The sequence below is a fragment of the Pseudomonas sp. NFACC41-3 genome (genome assembly GCF_900109505.1).
GTDB classification, from domain to species: domain Bacteria; phylum Pseudomonadota; class Gammaproteobacteria; order Pseudomonadales; family Pseudomonadaceae; genus Aquipseudomonas; species Aquipseudomonas chlororaphis.
Map to the genome: position 1 here is coordinate 18,779 of NZ_FOAE01000005.1, position 20,253 is coordinate 39,031.

General features: G+C 65.3%; 14 protein-coding genes. 2 read left to right on the plus strand and 12 right to left on the minus strand.

Features of this window, described 5'->3' with window-relative positions; genetic code table 11:
* Positions 1–21 precede the first annotated feature (21 nt).
* Positions 22–978: a TauD/TfdA family dioxygenase gene (locus BMY68_RS21780; protein WP_085530550.1), complete on the plus strand. Its 957-nt coding sequence runs from the start codon at positions 22–24 to the stop codon at positions 976–978.
* A gap of 360 nt (positions 979–1,338) precedes the next feature.
* Here BMY68_RS21780 and tagQ read toward each other — a convergent pair whose 3' ends face one another.
* The 12 genes from tagQ to tagH form a co-directional block, all read right to left on the minus strand.
* Positions 1,339–2,280: a type VI secretion system-associated lipoprotein TagQ gene (gene tagQ / locus BMY68_RS21785; protein ID WP_009044325.1), complete on the minus strand. Its 942-nt coding sequence runs from the start codon at positions 2,278–2,280 to the stop codon at positions 1,339–1,341.
* A 145-nt stretch (positions 2,281–2,425) separates the two neighbouring features.
* Entirely contained in the window at positions 2,426–4,135 is a 1,710-nt protein-coding gene (locus BMY68_RS21790) for a formylglycine-generating enzyme family protein (protein WP_085530549.1), read from the minus strand.
* Positions 4,128–5,315: an ABC transporter permease gene (locus tag BMY68_RS21795; RefSeq protein WP_085530548.1), complete on the minus strand. Its 1,188-nt coding sequence runs from the start codon at positions 5,313–5,315 to the stop codon at positions 4,128–4,130. The genes BMY68_RS21790 and BMY68_RS21795 overlap by 8 nt, the downstream gene beginning before the upstream one ends.
* A complete protein-coding gene (locus tag BMY68_RS21800) occupies positions 5,315–6,031 on the minus strand; it encodes an ABC transporter ATP-binding protein (RefSeq protein WP_085530547.1) in 717 nt (238 codons plus the stop codon). Before BMY68_RS21800 ends, BMY68_RS21795 begins: the two co-directional genes overlap by 1 nt.
* On the minus strand, positions 6,031–9,096 hold the full coding sequence (locus tag BMY68_RS21805; RefSeq protein WP_085530546.1) for a serine/threonine-protein kinase: 3,066 nt from the start codon (positions 9,094–9,096) through the stop codon (positions 6,031–6,033). Before BMY68_RS21805 ends, BMY68_RS21800 begins: the two co-directional genes overlap by 1 nt.
* 28 nt (positions 9,097–9,124) lie before the next feature.
* Complete coding sequence (locus BMY68_RS21810; RefSeq protein WP_085530545.1) at positions 9,125–9,850, minus strand: PP2C family protein-serine/threonine phosphatase; 726 nt, start codon at positions 9,848–9,850, stop codon at positions 9,125–9,127.
* 34 nt (positions 9,851–9,884) lie between these two features.
* Complete coding sequence (gene tagF, locus BMY68_RS21815; RefSeq protein WP_085530544.1) at positions 9,885–10,577, minus strand: type VI secretion system-associated protein TagF; 693 nt, start codon at positions 10,575–10,577, stop codon at positions 9,885–9,887.
* The gene (tssM, locus tag BMY68_RS21820; protein ID WP_085530543.1) at positions 10,574–14,086 is read right to left on the minus strand and encodes a type VI secretion system membrane subunit TssM; all 3,513 of its coding nucleotides are present in this window, start codon (positions 14,084–14,086) and stop codon (positions 10,574–10,576) included. Before tssM ends, tagF begins: the two co-directional genes overlap by 4 nt.
* Complete coding sequence (locus BMY68_RS21825) at positions 14,083–15,450, minus strand: DotU family type VI secretion system protein (protein ID WP_085530542.1); 1,368 nt, start codon at positions 15,448–15,450, stop codon at positions 14,083–14,085. Before BMY68_RS21825 ends, tssM begins: the two co-directional genes overlap by 4 nt.
* A 6-nt stretch (positions 15,451–15,456) precedes the next feature.
* Positions 15,457–16,791, minus strand: coding sequence for a type VI secretion system baseplate subunit TssK (gene tssK / locus BMY68_RS21830; protein ID WP_085530541.1), 1,335 nt, complete (start codon positions 16,789–16,791; stop codon positions 15,457–15,459).
* A 21-nt stretch (positions 16,792–16,812) separates the two neighbouring features.
* Positions 16,813–17,283 carry a type VI secretion system lipoprotein TssJ gene (gene tssJ, locus BMY68_RS21835; RefSeq protein ID WP_085531535.1) on the minus strand — a complete coding sequence of 157 codons (471 nt, stop codon included), beginning with the start codon at positions 17,281–17,283 and terminating at the stop codon, positions 16,813–16,815.
* Positions 17,284–17,390: 107 nt separating this feature from the next.
* Entirely contained in the window at positions 17,391–18,803 is a 1,413-nt protein-coding gene (gene tagH / locus BMY68_RS21840) for a type VI secretion system-associated FHA domain protein TagH (RefSeq protein WP_085530540.1), read from the minus strand.
* Positions 18,804–19,168: 365 nt separating this feature from the next.
* On the opposite strand from tagH, the gene tssA reads away from it, so the two are divergent.
* Positions 19,169–20,206, plus strand: coding sequence for a type VI secretion system protein TssA (gene tssA / locus BMY68_RS21845; RefSeq protein ID WP_239694117.1), 1,038 nt, complete (start codon positions 19,169–19,171; stop codon positions 20,204–20,206).
* The last annotated feature ends 47 nt before the right edge of the window (positions 20,207–20,253 follow it).

The window sequence follows — 20,253 nt, forward strand, 5'->3', positions numbered from 1 at the left end:
CATCAAGACAAGGAGTGTGAAATGACTATAAGCAAGAAGTTTGATTTTTTTGACCACAAAGGAATCTCCCTTTTTCTTAAAGAACATGGATATTGCGTTATCAAGCCTCAAGACCACTCTCTCGAAGCCTTTAGAGAGACGGCGGGCAAGTTTGGACTGATTCAGTTCCATACGAAGTCCGATGAACATGGTGTGGTGGGCGGCGGCGAGCCAATAAACAAGGACTGGCAAAGCTTCAAGGATGATTACCATGGTGAACTGTCGAGCGATTTCTTCCCGCATACCGACGGGTCTTTTTTGAATGGGATGGCCTATGTAGATGGCACGGCAAAAAAAATAACGCCGCCCAAGTTCGTCATCCTCCAGTGTGTTTCGAAGCCTGAGTCTGGCGGAGACAACTTCCTGGTTGACGGGCAGAAAATCTACAATGACCTGCTTTCAAATCATGCTGACACATTGAAGATATTGATGACCAGCGGCAGTGTCACCTACTGCCGGGACGACTTGTTGTCCATAGACTGCGCGGTATTCGAAAAAATCGATGACGACACATTAAGAATCCGTTACAGGTATGACAGCACCGCCTTCATTCCTGAATGGGCCAACGCTGCTTTCAACTACATCCAGAACCACTACTCCAGCAACGAGAATTACATCACCCCTATCAGCCTTGAACCTGGGGATATTCTGGTCATGGATAACCTGAGAGTCCTGCACGCTCGTCACAAATTCATCGATGGCAACAAGAAAAGAAAAGTAAGACGACTCTGGATTGCTGATGACTCAAGCGCCACATTCAAGAACATACTGGATCAGTCACCGATGCGAAGAGCCATGCTGCCTTTTCAGAAATACAATATTGCCCGGCATGAAAATGCAGAGCATTCATTTATCGAATACACCTGCGGCATTCACTGTCAATCGAACAGGCGCTTATTAAAAGCTCACAACGAACTTGATATGCCTGTCGAGCAATAATCACCACTGACGTCACCAGTGCCCCTGACTGATACTTTCAAAAGAACCCTTCATCTTCCTTTTAGCGTGCCAAGCGGGTGGTGGTTTATGGTTTTCAGATAAATTCTGACTGCCCCATGACCCCCATATTCAAAGCACCTATCTGATCCCGGATGCTGTGCTCCCGATTCCCTCAGGAGCCAGCATCGCCGTGGATGTGACCCGCCGCCCAATCAAAAAAACGGCACCTCTACCCCCAACCCCGTCGACCTCCAGAAAATCATTGTTGGGCTGGCCGCGCCGACCTCAAGGACGCCGTCGTCAAACAGATTGAGCTTCCAATCGGCTCACCCAAACCCTGGAAAGAGGCCCTTTCCCGCATCAGGCTTTCGAGCAGGCAGGCGGTGCCCAGTCCCCCATGTCGGGGTTGCTGCACACGTCGTTGACCATGGTCTGGCCACGGGCAGCGATTTTCTGGCCTTCCGCACGCTTGGCCGTGGCTTGCTGCAAGGTGCGCTCGGTGGTGACGGCTTCCTTGGGCACATCCGTCTTCGTCGTTGTCTTGGCGCCGGCCTTCTTGCGGGTCGCCGCCTTCTTGTCGGTGGCGGCCGGAGGCTTCACAGCGGCCACCTGAGCAACGTCCTGGCGTTGCACACCGACCGTCTGCAGGTCTTTCTCATAGGCTTGGGTGTAGACATCGATGCTCTCGCCGGCACGCCCATCCACGGCGGCCATCAGCTCGTTGGTTTCCTTCAGGCCGCTGACGATCTCGGCCAGACGCAGGCGCCCTTCGCTGTCGCTGATCTTCTTCGCCTTGCGCGCATTGAGCAGTGAGGTGAACTCACGCTGGTAGCAGTTCTGCGCGGTACGGGTGTAGCTGATGCTGCGGTCGATTTCGCCGGTACTCTGGCCGATGTCGCTGGCGTAGGAAGCAATGCGCGCACGGTCGTCGCTGATCTGCTTCTGGCGTTCGCTGTAGTAGCCGGTCGCGCCCCCGACCAGGGCCCCGGCGGCGGCGCCTATCAGGGCATTGCGGCCGGCATCGCCGCTATTGCCGACCAGGGCCCCGGTCAGGCCGCCGAGCAGGCCACCGGCAATGGCGCCGGTGGCCACCGACTTGGTCATCGACTTGTCGGAACTGCGCAGCTGGCTGACCGGCTCATAGCATTGCGGGTAGTACTCGACCTTGGTTTGGGCCGCGACCTTCGAGCTTGGAGCCCCGAAGCCCGCGCAACCGCCCAGCAGTAGGGCGCAGCAGACCACGCCCGGCAACGGCAGGGTACGAGCCAGGATCGAAGCGCAGTTCTTGAGTGAAGTATCCATGGTCGTGTCTCTCCTTGTTTTGTGGGTCAATTCCGTTTTCGGCTTCCGCGCAGAGCGGGCTGCGTCCAGCGTGAGCCAAGCCTGCCGACACTACATCCAGCCTAGCGGGTCTTCGCCGCCACCGACGACAGTTCCGACATCCTGCTCAGGGTCCAAGAAGCTCCTTCAGGATCATCTCCGGATCGGCTCGGTGCTGCTGGCGAAACTGCCCCACGTGCCTGACGAAAAGCGTGGCACGGGCCATGAGGCTTTTTCCCAGCACCGGTTTGTGATTGAGCTCCTCCCGGGTCCGCTGGAACTGCGTCTGGATCACCTCGTCGGTGTAGCGCGTTCCGGTCGCGAGGTTGTCGATGTAGATCGCCAGGGCGCCCTCGAGCGCACTGCGCCCATTGGCGATGGCCGTTTCATACAGCTTGGCGGTGGCTTCGTCCTGGGCGGCCCGCGCTTGATCGCGATCCTTCTTCAGGTTGGTCAGGCGAATGTTGTAGTTGTTGACCGTCTCGGCCACCAGGGCCGCCGACTGAATCAGGTTGCCTGCGGCCTCCTCGCGCTGCCGGGCGATCAGCGACACATTGCGCTTGAGCTCTTCGTTCACCCGCGCCAGGCGCGCCTGCAGGTTCGGATCGGTGCTGCTGGCGATGAGACTGTCCAGTAACTGGGTCGGGTCTTCGGCAGCCTCGATTTCATCGGTCAGGCCCGCCAGGCGGCCTTCCTTCTGCCACTGCTCGAACAGTTCCTCATAGCGTGAGCGCGGTGCCGACAACGCGCCCAGGGCCACCCGGAAACCGGTGGTGGCGTTGCGCTGTTCGCTGCCGTCGGCGGCGAACAGCGGGTATTCCCGGCGCATGCCGGTGAACAGCGTCAGCTCGCCTTCCAGGTAGTTGCCGCCCTTGACCACAAAGCCGCCGTAACTGCCCTGGCGGCGACCGGCGTGGACCAGTTGGAAGGACTCCTGGACCATCTCCGCGGCGTTGCCGATCACGTCGAACAGTCCCAATGGATTGGGCTTTTTCAGCCCGACCGGCAACAGCCGCGCGCCCTGCCCCGTGCCCCCGGCGACCTGGCTGAACACCGCCCAGTCCCCTAGCGGGCCATCGCTGTCGCTGCCTTGCACCTTGCGCGGAAACAAGCGCGCCTCCAGCGCCTGGCGGCTGACCGCATGGCCACCGCGTGCGGCGAATTCCCACTCCACTTCGGTCGGCAGGCGGACGAAGCCCATCCCGCCGTCCTCGGCCGCTTTGCCGCGGCCGCTGACCGGCAACCGGTCGCGGTGGTACTTGAGCAACCAGGCGCTGTACACCGCGGCAAAGCGCTCGGCCTCGAGGCGCGACAGCTTGACCTTGGGCAAGCGCGCGGACATGTCGCTCATGGGGGCGCAGGCCGGTGCCTCGCCCTGCCCCGCCAATGCCGCCTCCTGGGCCATGACCAGGGCGTATTGGCGCTCGGTGACCTCGTATTTGCCGACAAAATAGAACATCGGCTTGAGCAGGCTGTCGGCCTCGCTCTTGGGCAGGGTCGGGGCGATTCGGGCTTGCCAGTCGGCCGGCAGGTCGTCGAGGACGAACTGACCGTTGATGTAGTCGCGCCGATAACCGGAGATGAAGGATTGCCGGTAGCCCGGATCGTCATCGCTGAAGGGATAGCCGAGATTGACCTCACGGTCGTCCAGGGTGCCCTTGGCGAGGACATAGACGTAGCGGAACACCAATTCGCCTTCGCAGGGCAGCGGCAGGCTGAGGTCATCGGGCAGCGGTTTCGGATTATCCGCCGGGGCGTCCTGCGCCTGCGCCGCGCCGGCCAGCGCCAGCATGACCAGAGCCCTCAGCCAGACCAGAACCCTCGGCCAGTTAGACATCGCGCAGTCCTTCCGAGGCTTCGATCCGCGCCGCGCGCCAGCCACCGGAGGCCGCCGCCAGCAGGCAGCAGAGCAGTGTCAGCAGCAGGGCCAACAGGTAGTGGCTCGGCAGCAGCCGGCAGGCGAACTCCCCCGTCGCCGGTGCGAACAGCCGGTTCAGCCCGGTTTCGGCCATGCCGTACAAGCCCCAGGCCAGCAGCAGGCCGAACACCCCGGTGTACAGCGCCTGCAGCACGACGAAAGCGATCAGGGCGCCTGTCGAAAAACCCAGCAGGCGCAATACCGACAAGGCCCTGCGCTTGCGCTCGACGGCGGCCAGGGCGCTGGCGGTCATGGCCGCGAAGGCCCCGGCCAGGGCCAGGCTGGCGATGACCCAGAACACCAGGGTCAGGTTGTGGCTGAGGGAGCGCACCTGGGCGATGACGTCGGCCTGGGTCGCGACCTCCAGCCCGCGCTCGGCGAAATAAAGACGCAGGCGCTCCACGCCGTCCAGGTCCGCGGCGTAGAGACGGAACCCCGGATACACCCGCGCCGTGTTCGCTTGTGGCTGGTACCCAGGCCAGGCCAGGCCGTCGCGGTAGTCTTCGGCGGCTTCCAGCAGGGCCAGGGGCGCGAACAGCGCATCGCGCTGGAAGGCCGCGAGTGGCAAGACCCCCTGCACCCGCAGGCGGGTGCGCTGATATTCCTGGCGCCCGCCGACCTGACGGCCAAACGCGGCGCTCAGCACGTCGCCGCCACGGACCCCGAGTTTCTCCGCCGCCCGCTGGCTGAGCAGGACCTGGTCCGGCGCATCGGGCAGCAGCGCCGGCGCCACCAACGGGTCGCCCGCGGCGGTGGGGATCATCTCGACCGTCAGCGCCTGGCCGGCCGCGTCCGGGTAGAGGTCGGCGGTCGCGGCGATCTGTCGGGTACGCGGCACAACGAAGGCCACTTCGGGACGATCGGCCAGCTCGGCGATGGCCTGGGCGCTGAAGCGCCCGCCGCCCATGGGCACGACTTCGCGCACGGCGGGGTCGCGCTCCAGGCGTTCGGTCAGGGTGGTGACCAGGCCGAACTTGAGGCCGAACAGCACCAGCAAGGGCGCGAGCACGGCGACCAGGGCCAGGACCGCGCAAGCCGACAGGCGCACCTCGGCGCGGTAGTCGTGCCAGGCCAGCAGGGCCATCAGGGCAAGCCGCATCAGCCACCTCCCGCCAGGGTCGCGGTGACCCCGCCATCCGCGCCGCGCTGCACCTGCAAGGGATGCAGCTGCAGCCCGGCACGCCGGGCCAGCGCCTCGTCATGGGTGGCGACCAGGATGCACACGCCGCGCTCCTCGGCCTGGGCCACCAGCAGCTGCATGACCCGTTCGGCGTTCAGCGGGTCCAGCGAGGCGGTGGGTTCGTCCGCCAGCACGATGCTCGGCCCATGGGCCAGGGCCCGGGCGATGCTGACCCGCTGGCGCTGGCCCACGGAGAGTGCCGCCGGCAGCTTGTGCAACTGGTCGGCGATTTCCAGCTGCTCGGCCAGGCGCCTGACCGTGGCATCGGCCGGCAGGCCGAGCAGCGCCCGCGACAAGCCGATATTGCGCTGCACGTCGAGAAAACCCAGCAACCCGCCCGTCTGCAGCACATAGCCCATGACCCGGCTGCGCAGCCCGGCCAGCACATCCTGGCGGCCGCTGCGCCAGAGCCCGGCGACATCCAGCGTACGGTCGTCGGCGCGACATTCGAAAACGCCGCCCGGGTCCGGCGACAGCACCAGGGCCAGCAGGTCCAGCAGGGTGCTCTTGCCGCTGCCGCTGGGGCCTACCAGCGCCAGGCGCTGGCCCGGCCGCAGGTCGAGCCGGGGCACCACCAGGCTGTAGCGCTGTGGTCCCTCGCCACGGGTCTTGCGAATATCTCTGAGCTTGAGCATCAGGGCAGCGTCGCCAGGGGCACGCGATACAGTGCATCGCCCGGCTGGGCCTCGCCGAAGCGGACCCAGTTGGCGCTGTCGTTGTGGAAGGTCTCGTACAGGCGGATTTTCGACTCCAGTTCGTCGATGAAGTCCTGCTGCTCGGCCACGCTCAGGGACAGCCAGAGGTCCTGGGTCATGGTCAGCGATTTGCTGCGATACGGCAGGCCGTCCAGGTACTCGCCGAGAATGCCGCCTTCCACCAGGTTGCCGCCCTGCTTCAACCGCGTCGGGTCGCGGCTCATATGGGCGCTGGCGCTGGCGATTTCCTGGAAGAAATCCTTGGGCGAGGTCTGGGTACGGCGGGCCGCATCGACAATCAGTTTCAGCGACTGCTGCAGGTCGTTGAGCTGCAGCTTGGTCAGCAGCACGCAGACCTGGAAGGCCGGCAGCGAGGGGTTGGTCAGGTCGTGGTCGGAAGTCCAGGCGGTGATCAGCTGCGGCGCACGGACCGCCGACTGGCGACCGAGAAAGTCCATTTGCATGGCGTAGCCGATGGCCGTGGCCTTGCTCGCGACGCTTGGTGCCCCCTGTGGCGGCGGCAGGCTCGGCGCCTGGTTGTTGCGCGCCTGATGCACCTGTTCGGCGAATACCGAGCCGATCTCGGCGACCGTATCGCCGAAGCGACCGACATCGCCGCCCGCCACCGGAATGTACAGGTCGCCGATCTGCGGGTTGGCGTCGGCCGTCAGGCTACGGTACTGCTGCTCGGCGAAGTCATGGTTTTTCCGACCGGCCTCGGTGCGCAAGTGCAGCGCATAGATCTTGACCTGTTTACTGAGGGCGGCTTCGCGCACCTCGGCTTCGTTCATCTGGGTGCGCCCCAGCGGATCGTTCTTGCGCAGGGCGCCAGCGTCGGTGACCAGCAGGATCAGCCGCCCGGCATAGGGACTCCAGTCCGTACCCTCGACCGCCGCCATCACACCGGCGAAGGCATCCTCATTGAAGGCGTGGCTGGACACCTGGGCAGCCTTGACCTGGCCAGCCAGCTCGAGGAAGCGCTGTGGATCGCGGCCCTCCTCCAGGCTCACCAGGGTTTGCGCCACATATTCCAGGCCCGGGGTTTTCTCGACATTGCTGCGAAACCCCACCAGGCCGAAGCTGACGCTGTCCAGGTCGCCACGGCTGGCGATCTGCCGGTGCAACGCCTGCACCACCTGGCGCACCCGGTCGATGTAGGGCTGCATCGACACCGAGGTGTCGACCACCAGCACGATCGCCGTACGGAAGGCATCGCTGGCGGCCTTGGCCGCTCCCCCGACCTTGCCCAGGGGCGTATTGCCAGGGTCGATGGAGGCCACATTGAGCAGTTGCACCGGCTGACCGTCGGCATCGAAACTCTCGCGGGCCTCGAAAATCGGCAGCAGGTAGAACTGGTCCTGGGGAATGGCGCTGGCCACAGGCTCCAGCGCGACGATCTGCGGGTCCACGCTGCCTTCGTTCTGCGCCTTGTGCAGGGCCGCGCGGGCCTGCGCCGTGTCAGCCAGGAACCGTTCGAGGGTGCTTGCTTCGCGCAGGAACATGACCGGCGAACGACCGGAGCGCTCGGTGAATTTCAGCACCAGGCTCTGCTTCCAGTCGCTGACCTGCTCGGCCGGCAACCAGCCATCGCGCTGGCCATCGCTGGCGGCGCCGACCTCCAGCCAGGTGCCACCCGCCACCGCCTGGCGCTGATAGACATACAGCACCGAGAACGCCGGCAGCGCGGCACCGCTGGGCGCCGCCCCGGGCTGGCCGGACACCTGTGCGCCGGGCTTGCTCAGCACGCGCTGGAACAGGGTTTTCTTGCCCGGCATCAGCAGCGGCCGGTCGCCGCCATCGGCGTTCGTCGCCGGCGGCGGTTGCGTTGCGCTGGCCGTCTTGGTGGGCGAGCCCTGCTCATCGCCAGCCGGCGTTTTTTTGACCTCGACCTGGCCGTTTTGCGGTTCCACCGGCGGCGCCGAGCGCAGCCACCAGTAGCCCCCGCCAGCCAGGGCCAGTACCCCGACCACGACCACACCGAGCAGCGCCCACAACGGCCCGCGCGACCCGGGCGGCGGCTGTGCGCCGAGGCTTGCGGCCCGCTCGGGTCTGGCCGTGGCGGCTGGCTCGGGCTCTGGCGCAGCGAGCGGCGGCATATCGAGGGAAACCGGCGTCAGCCCGCCCAGACCGGTCGTCGCGGATTGGCCGGCGGCCGCCGCGGCGGGCAACGGCAATGGGCGCAACTGCGTCGCCTCGGCATCGGCCGGCCCGGCGGGCGGCAGATTGTCCAGCGCGGCGATCAGGGCATCGGCATCGGCAAAACGCTCGGCCGGATCCTTGGCCAGCAGCTTGCGCAGAATCCCCTGGTAACGGCCGTGGGTCATGGGCAGTTCCGGCAACGGCTCGGTCAAGTGGGCCAGGGCCGTGGACAGCGAGTCGCTACCGGTATAGGGCAGCTTGCCGGTGAGTATCTCGTAGAGCACCACCCCCAGGGCGTAGAGGTCGGTGCGACCGTCGATCTGCTGGCCGCGGGCCTGTTCGGGACTCATGTAGCTGGGCGTGCCCACGGCGAAACCGGCCTGGGTGAACTGGGTGCTGTCCTCCAGGGACTTGGCGATGCCGAAGTCCGAGAGCACCGCCGAACCGTTGGCGCGGAACAGGATATTGGCCGGCTTGACGTCCCGGTGTACCAAGCCCTGGGCATGGGCATACCCCAGGGCCAGGGCGATCTGGCGCAGGTAGACCAGGCCCTGCTGCGGGCTGAGCCCCTCGGCAATCCGCTCCTTCAGCGTCCCGTTCGGCAGGTACTCCATGGCCATGTAATAGAAGTGGCCGACATTGCCGATGTCGTAAATGGTCACGGTGTGCGGGTGGGAGAGCCGCGCCAGGGTCTTGCCCTCGCGCAGGAAGCGCTCGCAGAAGCTGCGGTCGGCGGCCAGCGCGGCGGCCATGACCTTGAGCGCCACCTTGCGCTCCAGCGAGCGCTGGGTCGCCAGGTAGACAGTGGCCATGGCGCCCTCGCCCAGCTCGCGCTCGATCCCATAGCCGGGAATGTCCATGTCCATGCTCGAGCGTTCTTCGGCTGATGCGTTTTCAGTGGGCATTGACGACTACCGCCGTGATGTTGTCGGGAGCGCCCCGGGTCAGCCCCAGGTGCACCAGGCTGCGGACCACCTCATAGGGGCTCGCGTTGCCCAGCACCTCGCGCAGTTCAGGGTCCTCGACGGTCTTGGTCAGCCCGTCGCTGCACAGCAGGAAGCTGTCGCCGGGACGCACCTCCAGGTCCACGGCCGAGAGTTCCAGCCGGTCCTGGGTGCCCACGGCGCGGGTGACGATGTTGGCCATGGGGTGCTCCCGCGCCTCGTCCTCGCTGAGCAGCCTGCTGTCCAGCAACTCCTGGACATAACTGTGGTCGTGGCTGATGACCTCCAGCTGGCCCTCGCGCAGGCGATACAGGCGGCTGTCGCCGGCCCACAGGCAGGTGGCGCTGTCGCCGCGGGCGGCCAGCAGCACCAGGGTGCTGCCCATGATGCCGACCCCGCGCTGTGCGGTTTCCTGGCGAACCGCCGCGTTGGCCTGCTCCAGCCCCGCCCGCAACGCCTGGACATAGGCCGCCAAGGAGGGCTCGGGCGGGATGGCGCGCAACGTATCGACGATCAGGCTGCTGACGAAATCGCCCGCCGTATACCCGCCCATGCCGTCGGCCACCACCCAGAGGCCGGCTTGCACCGCATCCAGGCAGGCGTCCTCGTTGACCTGACGCACCATGCCGACATGGCTGTGGCTGGCGGATTCGTAACGCGTTACGGCTGACGACATGCCCTGGCTCCCGAAATGTCCCTAATGCCCAAAATCAGCTCCCGAAATCGAACTGCACGGTTTGCGCAAGCGCCGCGTAGCCGCCCTCGCCCAGCAGAAAACCGCTGAAATCCTGCGCCGCCGGCAATCCCTGGCAGCGCAGCAGGCCAGCGGCGACCCGTCCGGAGCCCTTGCCCCACCAGAGGCTCGCGCCCTCGCAGGCGTGCTGCATCAGCACCGTCCCGCGCGCCGCCGCGGTCGTGGCGGCGAAGCGCATCTGCCCCTCCAGCCCCGGCATGCCCGGCACCTGCGTGCTACAGACCGGGCGACCGAGGGCCGGCACCGCGGCCTCGAAGGCCTCGACAGCGGCCTCGGGCTCCAGGGTCGAGAGCAACAGGGCCTCGGCCGCCTCGAACCAGTCATCCGGGCCGGCCACCAGCGCGCCCAGATCGGTCTCGGGCTCCAGTTGCAGCGCGATGGTCAGCGGGAAGTAGCGCCCGACCCGGTCGACGCTGGGCATCATCACCCCCACCGCCGCCTCGCTGCCGAGCAGGCCCGGCGCCACGGCAAAGCGCCACAGCGGGCTGACCAGGTAGGCATCCAGCCAGGCCGCCCCCAGCGCCGCCTGGCTCGCGGCCATGCCGGCGGAGAGCCAGGCATCCCAGCGCTCGATAAAGGTCGGCGACAGGCCGCGGTGAATGAAATCCCCGCGGCCGGCCAGCTTGCCGTAGAAACCCGGGCTGCTCACAAGCGCTCCGGCAGGCTGAAGCCGGACAACAGCCGGCCCTTGAACGGGTTGAACGCGCTGCTGGCGCGCAGCTCGCAGGAGATGCTGGCGCTGTCGACGCGCATGCGCAGGGTGAAGCGGTCCGGGGCGTTGCCCTGGGTCAGGTCGGACTGTTCCAGCAAGCGAAACCAGGCCCAGGGTCCCTCCAGGGTCAGTCCCGAACGACCGGCGCTGGTGGGCGGCGTGACGGACAGGCGCACCACCCCCAGGCTGTTGGGGCTGGGCCATTGCATCGCCATCGGCCGGCTCGGGCCATGGTCGTAGCTGAGCTGCTGGCCGTCCAGGTCGAGCAGGAACTGGCTGATGGAGGCATCCATGGCCACGGGCTTGAGCTCGAAGCGTACCGCCGGTTGGGTGCCTCCGGCGCGGAAGTAGGCATCGCGAATGGCCGCGGCGCGTTGGAAGGTTTGCAGCACGCCCGGACCTATGCCGAGCTTTTCCGCGGCGCCCGGCTGCCAGCGCCAGTTGCTGGTCGAGGTGTTGACGTAGGCTTGCAGGTACTTGCGAAAGTAGTTGTCCATCACCCCGCCCACGCCGAAGAAGTTGCCGAAGTCCTCCAGGGTGGCCTCCCGCGAACTGGAGTTGACCATGGGGTAACGGCCAGCCAGGGACTGGCGGTAGACATTCACCACCTCACTGATCCAGGCCGCGTTCAGCTGGGTGCGGATGCTGCCCATCATGCTGCCAGTGGTGGCGCTGACCACCGAGTTGACCAGCTTCTGCACCAGTGGCGGCTGACGCTCGGCGCCGAGCTTGACCCGCGATGCGGTGGCCACCGCCTGGTTCTTCGCCTCGCCCAGCAAGGCGTCGCCGCTGGCGCCGCTCATGGCGCTGACCTGCACATACAGCTCATTGAGCTGGGCCAGCAGGTCGTCGATCGGCGCGGGCCCATCCCCATGGGGGGTCACCAGGCTATTGAGCTCGGCGAAACGCGCGCTGATGGGATCGACCTGCGAGGTTGCCGACGAATCTTCCTGGGCCGCTTGGCCGACCAGCGAGCCGAGCTGCTGCTTGAGTTTGTCCACGGTGCCGTCGGCGGCCTTGAGCTTCTCGGCCAGCAGGCGATCCTCTTGTTGCAGGTTGGTTTCCTTGGCCACCGCAGCGAGCAGTTTCTTCAGTGGCGAGTTTGGCCCGGAGAGCACCCGCAGCACATCGGCGGCCTGGGCGATGCCGTTGATCGCGACGAAGTCGAGATCGCCGAGCAGTGTTTCCCATTGGTTGAGGAAATCCTGGAAGTACAGGGCACGCACCTCCAGGGCCAGGCTGGCGACATCCTGGTTGTCGTTCAATGGCCGGCCGAGTACCCATTGTTCCTCGGCCAGGGCGCCGGACTGGCTGAGGCTGGCGACCATGAACGCCTGGCGGTAGCCGCGGTAGGTATAGAAACCGGACAACGGATCGCTCAGCGGCTTGCCGCTCTTGCGCGTGAACACCAGGGCGGCGTCGCGCCCGGCCGCTTCGCTGAGGCGAAAATCCGCTACGCCCTCGGGCAGTTTCTGGCGTTTCACCCGGCTGTAGACCCGCTGCGCCACGGACATCTGTTGCAACTGCCGACGCAGGTCGGCCAGCAGTGCTTCATCCAGTCTCGCCGGTGGTGGCTTGTGGACGAACAGCGCATTGAGATGCTCGGCCAGGGCCAGGCGCTGTTCCGGGGCCAGGTCGCGCGGCAGGCTGTGGTCCCAGTCGAGGTTGATCCAGGTCTTGATGGCATCGGCGTCATAGTGCTCGGCGCTGGCCAGCATCAGGTAGACCTTGAGGCCTTCGTAGAGAAACTCGGTGTTGCCGCCGCTGCGCAACTGTTCCTCGATGCGGGTCAGCAGACGCGGCGCGAGCACCGCGATCAGCAGCTTGCGGTACACGCTGGCGGCTTCGGCGCCGAGCATGTCGCCCTGGAACAGGCCATAGCCTTCGGCCCAGGACAGCGAATTGTCGGCGACATGGCGAACGGCGTTGAGCAGCGGCAGCACGGCCAAGACCTCGCGCTGCGCCGGGCTGAGCGCTTCGACCTGCCCCTTGAGCGGTGCCAGGCGCGCGTCCACCTCGGCGATATAGGCCTGGTTGGCGCGGTAGCTGGCGACCCAGATGGCCGTCACCGTCAGCAAGACCAAGGCACTGGCGGCGAGTACGCCACGATTGATCCAGCGATGCCGGCGCTCGACCTTGGGGTTGCTGCCGACCAGGCCGCGCTCGCCGAAGGCGACATCGCGGAACAAGCGGGTAATGAAGTAACTGCGACCCGTGCCGGTCTGGCGCGCCAGGTGCTGGCGGTCCAGGTTCATGCTTTGCGCCATGCTGCCGATCAGACGGTCGATGGGGCTGCCTTCCTGGGTGCCGCTGGTGAAGTACAGCCCGCGCAACAGCGCCCGCTCTTCATAGGGATTGGGCTTGAATACCCCCTCGAGGAAGGACGACAGGTTGTGACGCAACGCCGCGAACTGCTGGATGAAGGCGTAGATCAGATCGCGTCGGTTGGGGTCGCGCTCCTGTTGCAGGCGCTCGACCAAGCGCTCGGTAAGACGCGCCTCGAGGGCGGTGAATTCCTCGTCGAAACGGGCCAGCGGGCCTTGGGGACTCTTGCCATCGTCCAGGGCAAAGGTGACGCCCCAGACCTGCGCGCGCTCCTCCTTGCTCAGCGCGTCGAAGAACTCCATGAACCCCGGCACCAGGTCGAACTTGGTGAGCATCACGTAGATCGGGAAGCGCACACCCAGCTGGCTATACAACTCCTGCACCCGCGTGCGGATGGCCCGGGCATGGGCACTGCGCTCGGCCTCACTGCCCAATAGCAGGTCGGACAGGCTGATCGCGACGAAGACGCCATCGATCGGCCGGCGCTTGCGCTGGTTCTTCAACAGGTCGAGAAAGCCCAGCCAGGCCGCCTTGTCCACCGCCGCATGGCTGTCCTGGGTGGTGTAGCGTCCGGCAGTGTCCAGCAGCACCGCTTCGTCGGTGAACCACCAGTCGCAGTTGCGCGTACCGCCGACTCCGCGGATCGCCCCACTGCCCATCTGTTCGGCCAGCGGAAAGTGCATCCCGGAATTGACCAGCGCGGTGGTCTTGCCCGAGCCCGGCGGGCCGATGATCACGTACCAGGGCAGCTCGTAAAGGTTGCGCCGCTCGTTACCGCCGAGCTTGCTGCGCTTGAGCAATAGCAGCGCTTCGTCCATGCGTTGCTTGAGGGCCGCCAGTTCTTCGGCGGTGGCGACGCTGGCCGCATCCGGCGCTACCGCCGCCAGGCCCTGCATGACCTTGGCGGCGTTGCGCCGGGCCTGGACGATGCGCAATACGCGCACACCGATCCAGGCCAGGAACAACAGGCCGATCAGGGCCCAGCGTACGGCCGCCGGGGCCAGGGGTTCATAGGCCGCGACGATGATCAGCGGGCCGAGGAACCAGATCACCAGGCTCAGGGCGAGCAGGCCGAGCAGCGGCACCACCCAGCGCACCAGGAAATTGATAAAGGCCTTCACTGGTTGCCCTCCGCTAGCACGGTGATCTCCACGCGCCTGTTCCTGGCGCGTCCGGCGGCGCTGTCATTGGAGGCGACCGGTTCCGCGTCGCTGCGCCCTTCGGCGGTGAAGCGCTCGGGCTGGCCGCTGCGGGCGGCGAGGATCTCCATCACTTGCTGCGCGCGATCCTGCGACAGCTTCCAGTTCGAGGGGTAGCGCAAGGTGGCGATCGGTCGGTTATCGCTGTGCCCGGTGACCTGCACCGTGCCCTTGATCTGGCGCAGGGCATCGGCGACCCGCAGCAGCAAGGGCTGCAACTGTTCGGAAATGCTCGCGCTGCCCGAGGCGAACAACTCGTCGCCACGGATGGTCACCACCGAGCGATCCAGCGCATCCTCCACGGCAACGCGCTGGGCCTTGATGTCCTCGGCGAGGAAGCGCGCCAGGCGCGGGCGTTCGATCAACCTGGGCTGCTGCGGTGGACGGTCGATGGCTTGCACCGGGATCTCGCCCAGGGCGTGGATATTGCGAAACACCGGCTCGGCGTCGGCCGCCAGCTTCAGGCGCAAGCCGAACAGCAGCAGCAACAGCACGGCCAGGCAAATGGCTACGCCAACCCAGGGCGGCAGGAACTGCGACAAGCGATCGCGCACCACGCTGAGCCCCCGCCAATGCGGCGACAGCTCGCGCTCGAATTCGCCGCGCACGCTGCGAATGGTCGCGCTGGTGCGCTCGCGCAAGGCCTCCAACTGGCTGCGGCCGTCATTCATGACCCGGTAGCGGCCCTCGAAGCCCAGGCAGATACAGAGGTACAGCAGCTCCAGAATGTGCAGGCGCTGCTGTGGGTTCTGCAGACAGTGTTCAAGCAGCTGGAAGACTTTTTCGCCGCCCCAGGCTTCGTTGTGCAGGGTGATCAACAGGCTCTGCTTGCCCCAGTCGCTGGTACTGCCCCAGGGGGTGCTGAGTACCGCTTCGTCCAGCGCGGTACAGAGCACATAACGGCTGAGCATCACCTCATCCTGGGCGACGCCGGCGGCGCGCGCCTGCTCCTCGAACTGGCGCAGGTAAGCCAGCAACTGGGCGCGCAGGCTGGCCGGTTGCGGGTGAGCGAGGGTGCTGCGCAAGCGGGTCAGCAACGCCAGTATCGGGCCGGCCGCTCGCTCCAGCGGGTTGAGGCCCTGGGCCAGGCTGCTCGCCACCGGCGCGCCCGGCATCGCAATGTGCGGATCGGCGGCGCTGGCCGCGTCCGTCCTGGGGGCAGAGGCATCGACGGAGCGCCCGCCGGGCCGCGGCATGATCAGGGTACGGTCGTTGCCGCCCGTCGAGACGCCGCCTGAAGTGCCACCTGCGCCAGAGTTGCCGAAGGGATCATCGATCGGGTGCATGACGAACTATCCTCGGATGGCCCAGAAGGCCAGGTTCAGGCCCGGGAACTGGCCGGCAATGTGAAAGGCGAAGCCCCCTGAGTGGGTCAACTGTTTCCAGTGTTCGCTGCCACGATCCAGTTCGAAATAGCTTGAACCGGCGTGATAGGGAATCTGCCGCGGCGCCACGGGCATGGACAGCAAGGCGATGCCTGGCAACTGCAGATTGACCAGGTCGCGGATGTGCTCCACCGAGCCGATCTTGGCCTGCTGGGGGAAATGCGTGCGCAGGGTTTCGGCCGGTACCTCGGCCCGCACCACCAGGACGAAGCTGGCCATCTCCAGCAAGCTCTTGTCGGCCAGCATCGCCACATGCACGCCGTAGGATTTCTCGATGATCGGAATCGGCGTGGCGCGGGTATCGATGACCATCGACAAGGCTTGCCGCAGATCGTGCATCACCGGGGCGAAGCTGCTCGCCAGGTCGTCGTGGGCATAGGCCGGGTAGTCGCTGGGGCGACGCCCGGCTGCGGAAAAGGTGGCGAACTCTCCCGCCAGGCAGACCGCCTCGCGATAGAAGTCCTGCGGGTGCAAGGGGCTCAACCGGGCCAGGTGGCTGAGCAAGGGCTCGGCGCGATTGACCAGTTGCAGCAGCAGAAAGTCGGCGATCTCCGAGGCGCCGCCAGCCCCCGAGGCCACCACCCGACCGGCCAGGGCCTCGCCACGCTGGTGCAACAACCCTTGCAGCTCGCTGCGAAAGGCCGCCAGCACGCTGGAGGCGGCCACATCGAGCAGCGGCGCAATATAGTCGTCGTCCAGTTGCACGGCATTGTCCGCGCGTTTTTCCAGCACCCGGAGCAAACCGAGGCAGGCATATTCGCCGAGGCCGTCGCGCTCGGTCAGCAGGCGCAGGGCTTTGCCGCCGATCGCCAGCGACGCCCGACTCTCGAAGGCGGCGTTGTCATCGCGCACTTCCCGCACCTGGCTGATGTAGCGCGCACCGCCCGGAGCCTCGCCCTCCCCCACGGTGTCGCGGCTGCCGGCCCGCTTGAGCGGCAAACCCAGGAAGACCTGCGCATCGCGCAAATTGTCGTTGACGTTCAGTGGCGGCGGCGGCAGATCGTCACCGGGAATGTCGAAAGGCGTGCCATCGGGTAGCACCCCGCGCGCGCTGACAATCGCCACCTTGCCCTGGCCGAGCAGGGACTCGTCGATGCGCAGCTCGGAGAACCCCCACCCCCCGGCGCTCAACGGGCGGCAACGGCCATCGATCAGGGCTTCCATGTAGCGATCATGTTGCTGGAGATGCTGCGGCCGCAGAAACATTCCTTCGGACCACACCACACGGTTATTCCAGGACATGGACTGGCTTCCTCGACAGGACTAATTCGCAGGTTTCGTGGCTGCCGCGCTGATCGCCCTGGCTGTCAGGGAAACCGTCAATGGCGTGGTTTCATTGCTCGGGATATTGATCATCTGGCGCCACACGGCGCTGTCCAGTTCACGGTAGGACACCACCAGGCCGAGCAAACGGCTCTGCTCGTCGAGCGTGCGCTCCAGGGTCAGCTGTTGACCCGGCTGGACCAGCAATTCGTCCTGCGCCACCAGGTCCGCGGACAAGGTCGCGCCGGTGGCATTCACCAGGGAGAAATAGTCGGCGCGACTGAAAGCTCCACCGCTCTTCAACTCATACAAACGCACCCGCACAGGGGTCGCCTGGCCGCCCGCCGAAAGATTCAGATCGGCAGCAGCCTGGATATGCATGACAACGACAGTAGGAGCAGGGGGCGGCGGCGGACTCGAAGCACAGGCAGTCAGCAGTAGTACTGTTGCGAACAACAAGAACTTTGGCATGTCGTCCTCCATGACGTTTGTTATTCCAAATCGAAACTACCGATCACCAAACAAGATCAACTCACTATTTAATAGCCATTAGCCTTTATCCAACTAACCGAGGGCGCTCAGCCTTTTCGCAACTTGGTATTTTGTTCTTCATAGGCACGACTGAATTCGCGCCCGAACAAATCCTCGAAATCATCTTCAGCCTCCCTGGAAATGCTCGCATAGAGTTCCGTGAACAACTCCCAGTATTGCGCTTGACGTCTACCGGGCAGCAAAGCGCCAATAGCCGAAGGTTGAGTTAAACGCGCTTCCAGTACCGCTGGCTGAAAACGCTCGAGCAGGTGTTTGATCGAGGCTTGCACGCCCGCCATGACGGCCAGTTGATGCGCTTTCAGGTCGTCGAAGCTTTCCTTGATCGCCTGGTCGGCCGGCATGAAGGCCTGGTTGCCGGAACGCAGCAATAACAGCAGCGCCTCATCGACATTGGGGGCGAATTTGAGGGGGTTGTTCTCCACCGGGCGGATCATGGTCTGGGCCATGCGGAACTCACCCTTGAGGCTGGCACGGGCGCGCAGCACCTCGATCAACCCCGCGACCATATGCCGGTAGCTGCGGCCGATGGCCTCCATTTGCGCGCGGGTTTCGCCTCTGTCGATACGCAAGTGCTCGAGCCCCGCGCCCCTGAGAAAGGCTTCCAGCCCCTCCTCATTGTCGCCTCCGACTGCCGGCGCCGCAGGCGCAACCGCGGCCCGTTGCACGGCCGGTTCGGGTGCGCTGCCGGCCCTGTTCTCCGATACCGCTGGCAATGGTTGCGGCTGGGCCTGCGCGGTGGCTTGCACAGTGGCCGGCGCCACCGGCGCCGGGTGCGCCCCCAGTTCGGTGAAGGGGTCCCAATCCGCCGGAATCGCCGGCGCCGCGCCGGTTTCGCTGGCCGCAGGGGCGCTCGGGCGTTGTGGCTCAGGCGGGCGAAAGTCATGGCGTTCGGACGGCACGTGGTCGGCCAGGGCCGGTGGGGGCACTGCCGGGGACGCGAGAAAATCGAACAGGTCGGGCTTGGTGTCCAGGGGCGAACCGCCCGCGTGGATCTGCACCCTGCCGGGGGGCGGCGCCGCGGCGCCGGGCATCTCGTCCGGCGCCTGGCGCTTGATCAGCGCATCGAAGCCGGTAAAGGGATCGCTCATCCCGGGTGCGCCGTTGGCGATTTGTGGGGCGCCGTTGATCTGCACCAGGATGTCGTACTCGCCGACGCGCAGCAGTTCGCCGTCGCGCAAGGGTTCGCTGTTGCCGCGGTGCATGCGCACGCCGGCATTCACCAGCTGTACGCCATTGGTGCTGGTGTCGGTCAGGTAGTAGGTGCCGTCACGCAGCTGAATGACGCAATGCTGGCCGGACACCAGGCGCTCCGGGTCTGGAAGTACCCAGTCGTTCTCGGGGTTGCGGCCGATTTTCAGCTCACCGCGATCAAGCTCGAACTCCGCGCGTTGGCCGGGAGTCAGCTTGTGATAACTGGTGATTGTCAAACGCAGCGGCATTGGAACTCCTTGTACGGTATTGCTCAATAACAACAGCTCGGGCATGCCAGCGAGTGCAAAGCGAGTATAGCCCCCTAAAAGATTTCCGTGCCCTCAAAGTTCCTGCGCTTATATTCGCTTTTTTCAAATAAGCCCTATAACAAAAGAAACTAAAAAAATCGCCGTCGACCGCCTATCTTCAAACATCACAGTGTTCCCCACTGGTCGGAGAGTTTCTTGACAACAATTGAACTGGGCTAAAACTTCAGGTCAATTGTTGAATTCAGAAATGACGCCAAACAGTGGCTCTGGATAGAACACTCATCCGCAGCAAAAGGGATTTAGTCGTGCGCTCACCCTGACCGGGCGCCGATTGCCGGGCCGATATGGAGATCACGTCCGTGGTGGATGTACAGCGCTTGTTGGAAACCATTTCCCCCGACTCCCCCTGTGGCGGCGACCTCGAGTACGACGCCGCCTTTCTCGAGCTTGAACGCGCGGCGCAAGGCCAACCCGAACGGCAGATGGGCGATGCCGTGTTACCCGCCGCACCGCCGGAATGGCGCCAGGTCCGCGACCTCTGCGTCGAACTGTTCACGCGCAGCAAAGACCTGCGCATCGCCAACTACTTCCTGCAAAGCGCCATTGCCCTGCAAGGCTTGCCCGGCCTGGTGCAAGGGTTACAGCTGATCCAGCAGTTGCTCGCGCAGTATTGGGACGACCTGCATCCCAAGCTGGATGCAGAAGATAACAATGACCCCACCTTTCGGATCAACGCCCTCGCCGGCCTCAACGCCGAACCGGTCATTCGCCTGCTCTGGGGCATGCCGCTGATCAGCTCGCGGGCATTTGGCAGCATCGGCCTGCGGGCCGCGCTGAATGCCGCGGGCTTGCAGCGCTTCGCCAGTGAAAGCCTCAGCCCGGACCAGCTCGGCGCGGCCTTTCAGGACTGCGCGGGCGAACAGCTCGAGGCCTGCCGCGCCGCCCTGAACGATGCCCATGGCACGCTGTTGACCATAGAGCGCGAGGTCAACGAACGGGTCGGCTCCACCCACGGCGCGGACCTGGGCACGATCAAGCAACTGCTTCGGCATGCCGTGCAAATCATCGCCGAGCACGCCCCTCAGACAGGCGTTCCCGGCGCTGTCGCGCAGGCCGGCGAGCCTGTCGATGCCGCCATGTCCCCGGCCCCCGGCGCCGCCGCGCCGCGCATCGCCGGCGAGATCGGCAGCCGTGACGATGTACTGCGCAGCCTCGACCGGATCCTCGGTTATTACGCCAGGCACGAGCCCTCAAGCCCCGTGCCGGTGCTCCTGAGCCGCGCCAAGAGACTGGTCAGCGCCGATTTCGCCACCATCGTGAGCAACCTGATTCCGGACGGCTTTTCCCAGTTCGAAAAATTGCGCGGGCCCGAGGGTGAATAGTCCGAGTGAAACGCTTTAACCGACGCCCATCCAACACAGCCGCATAG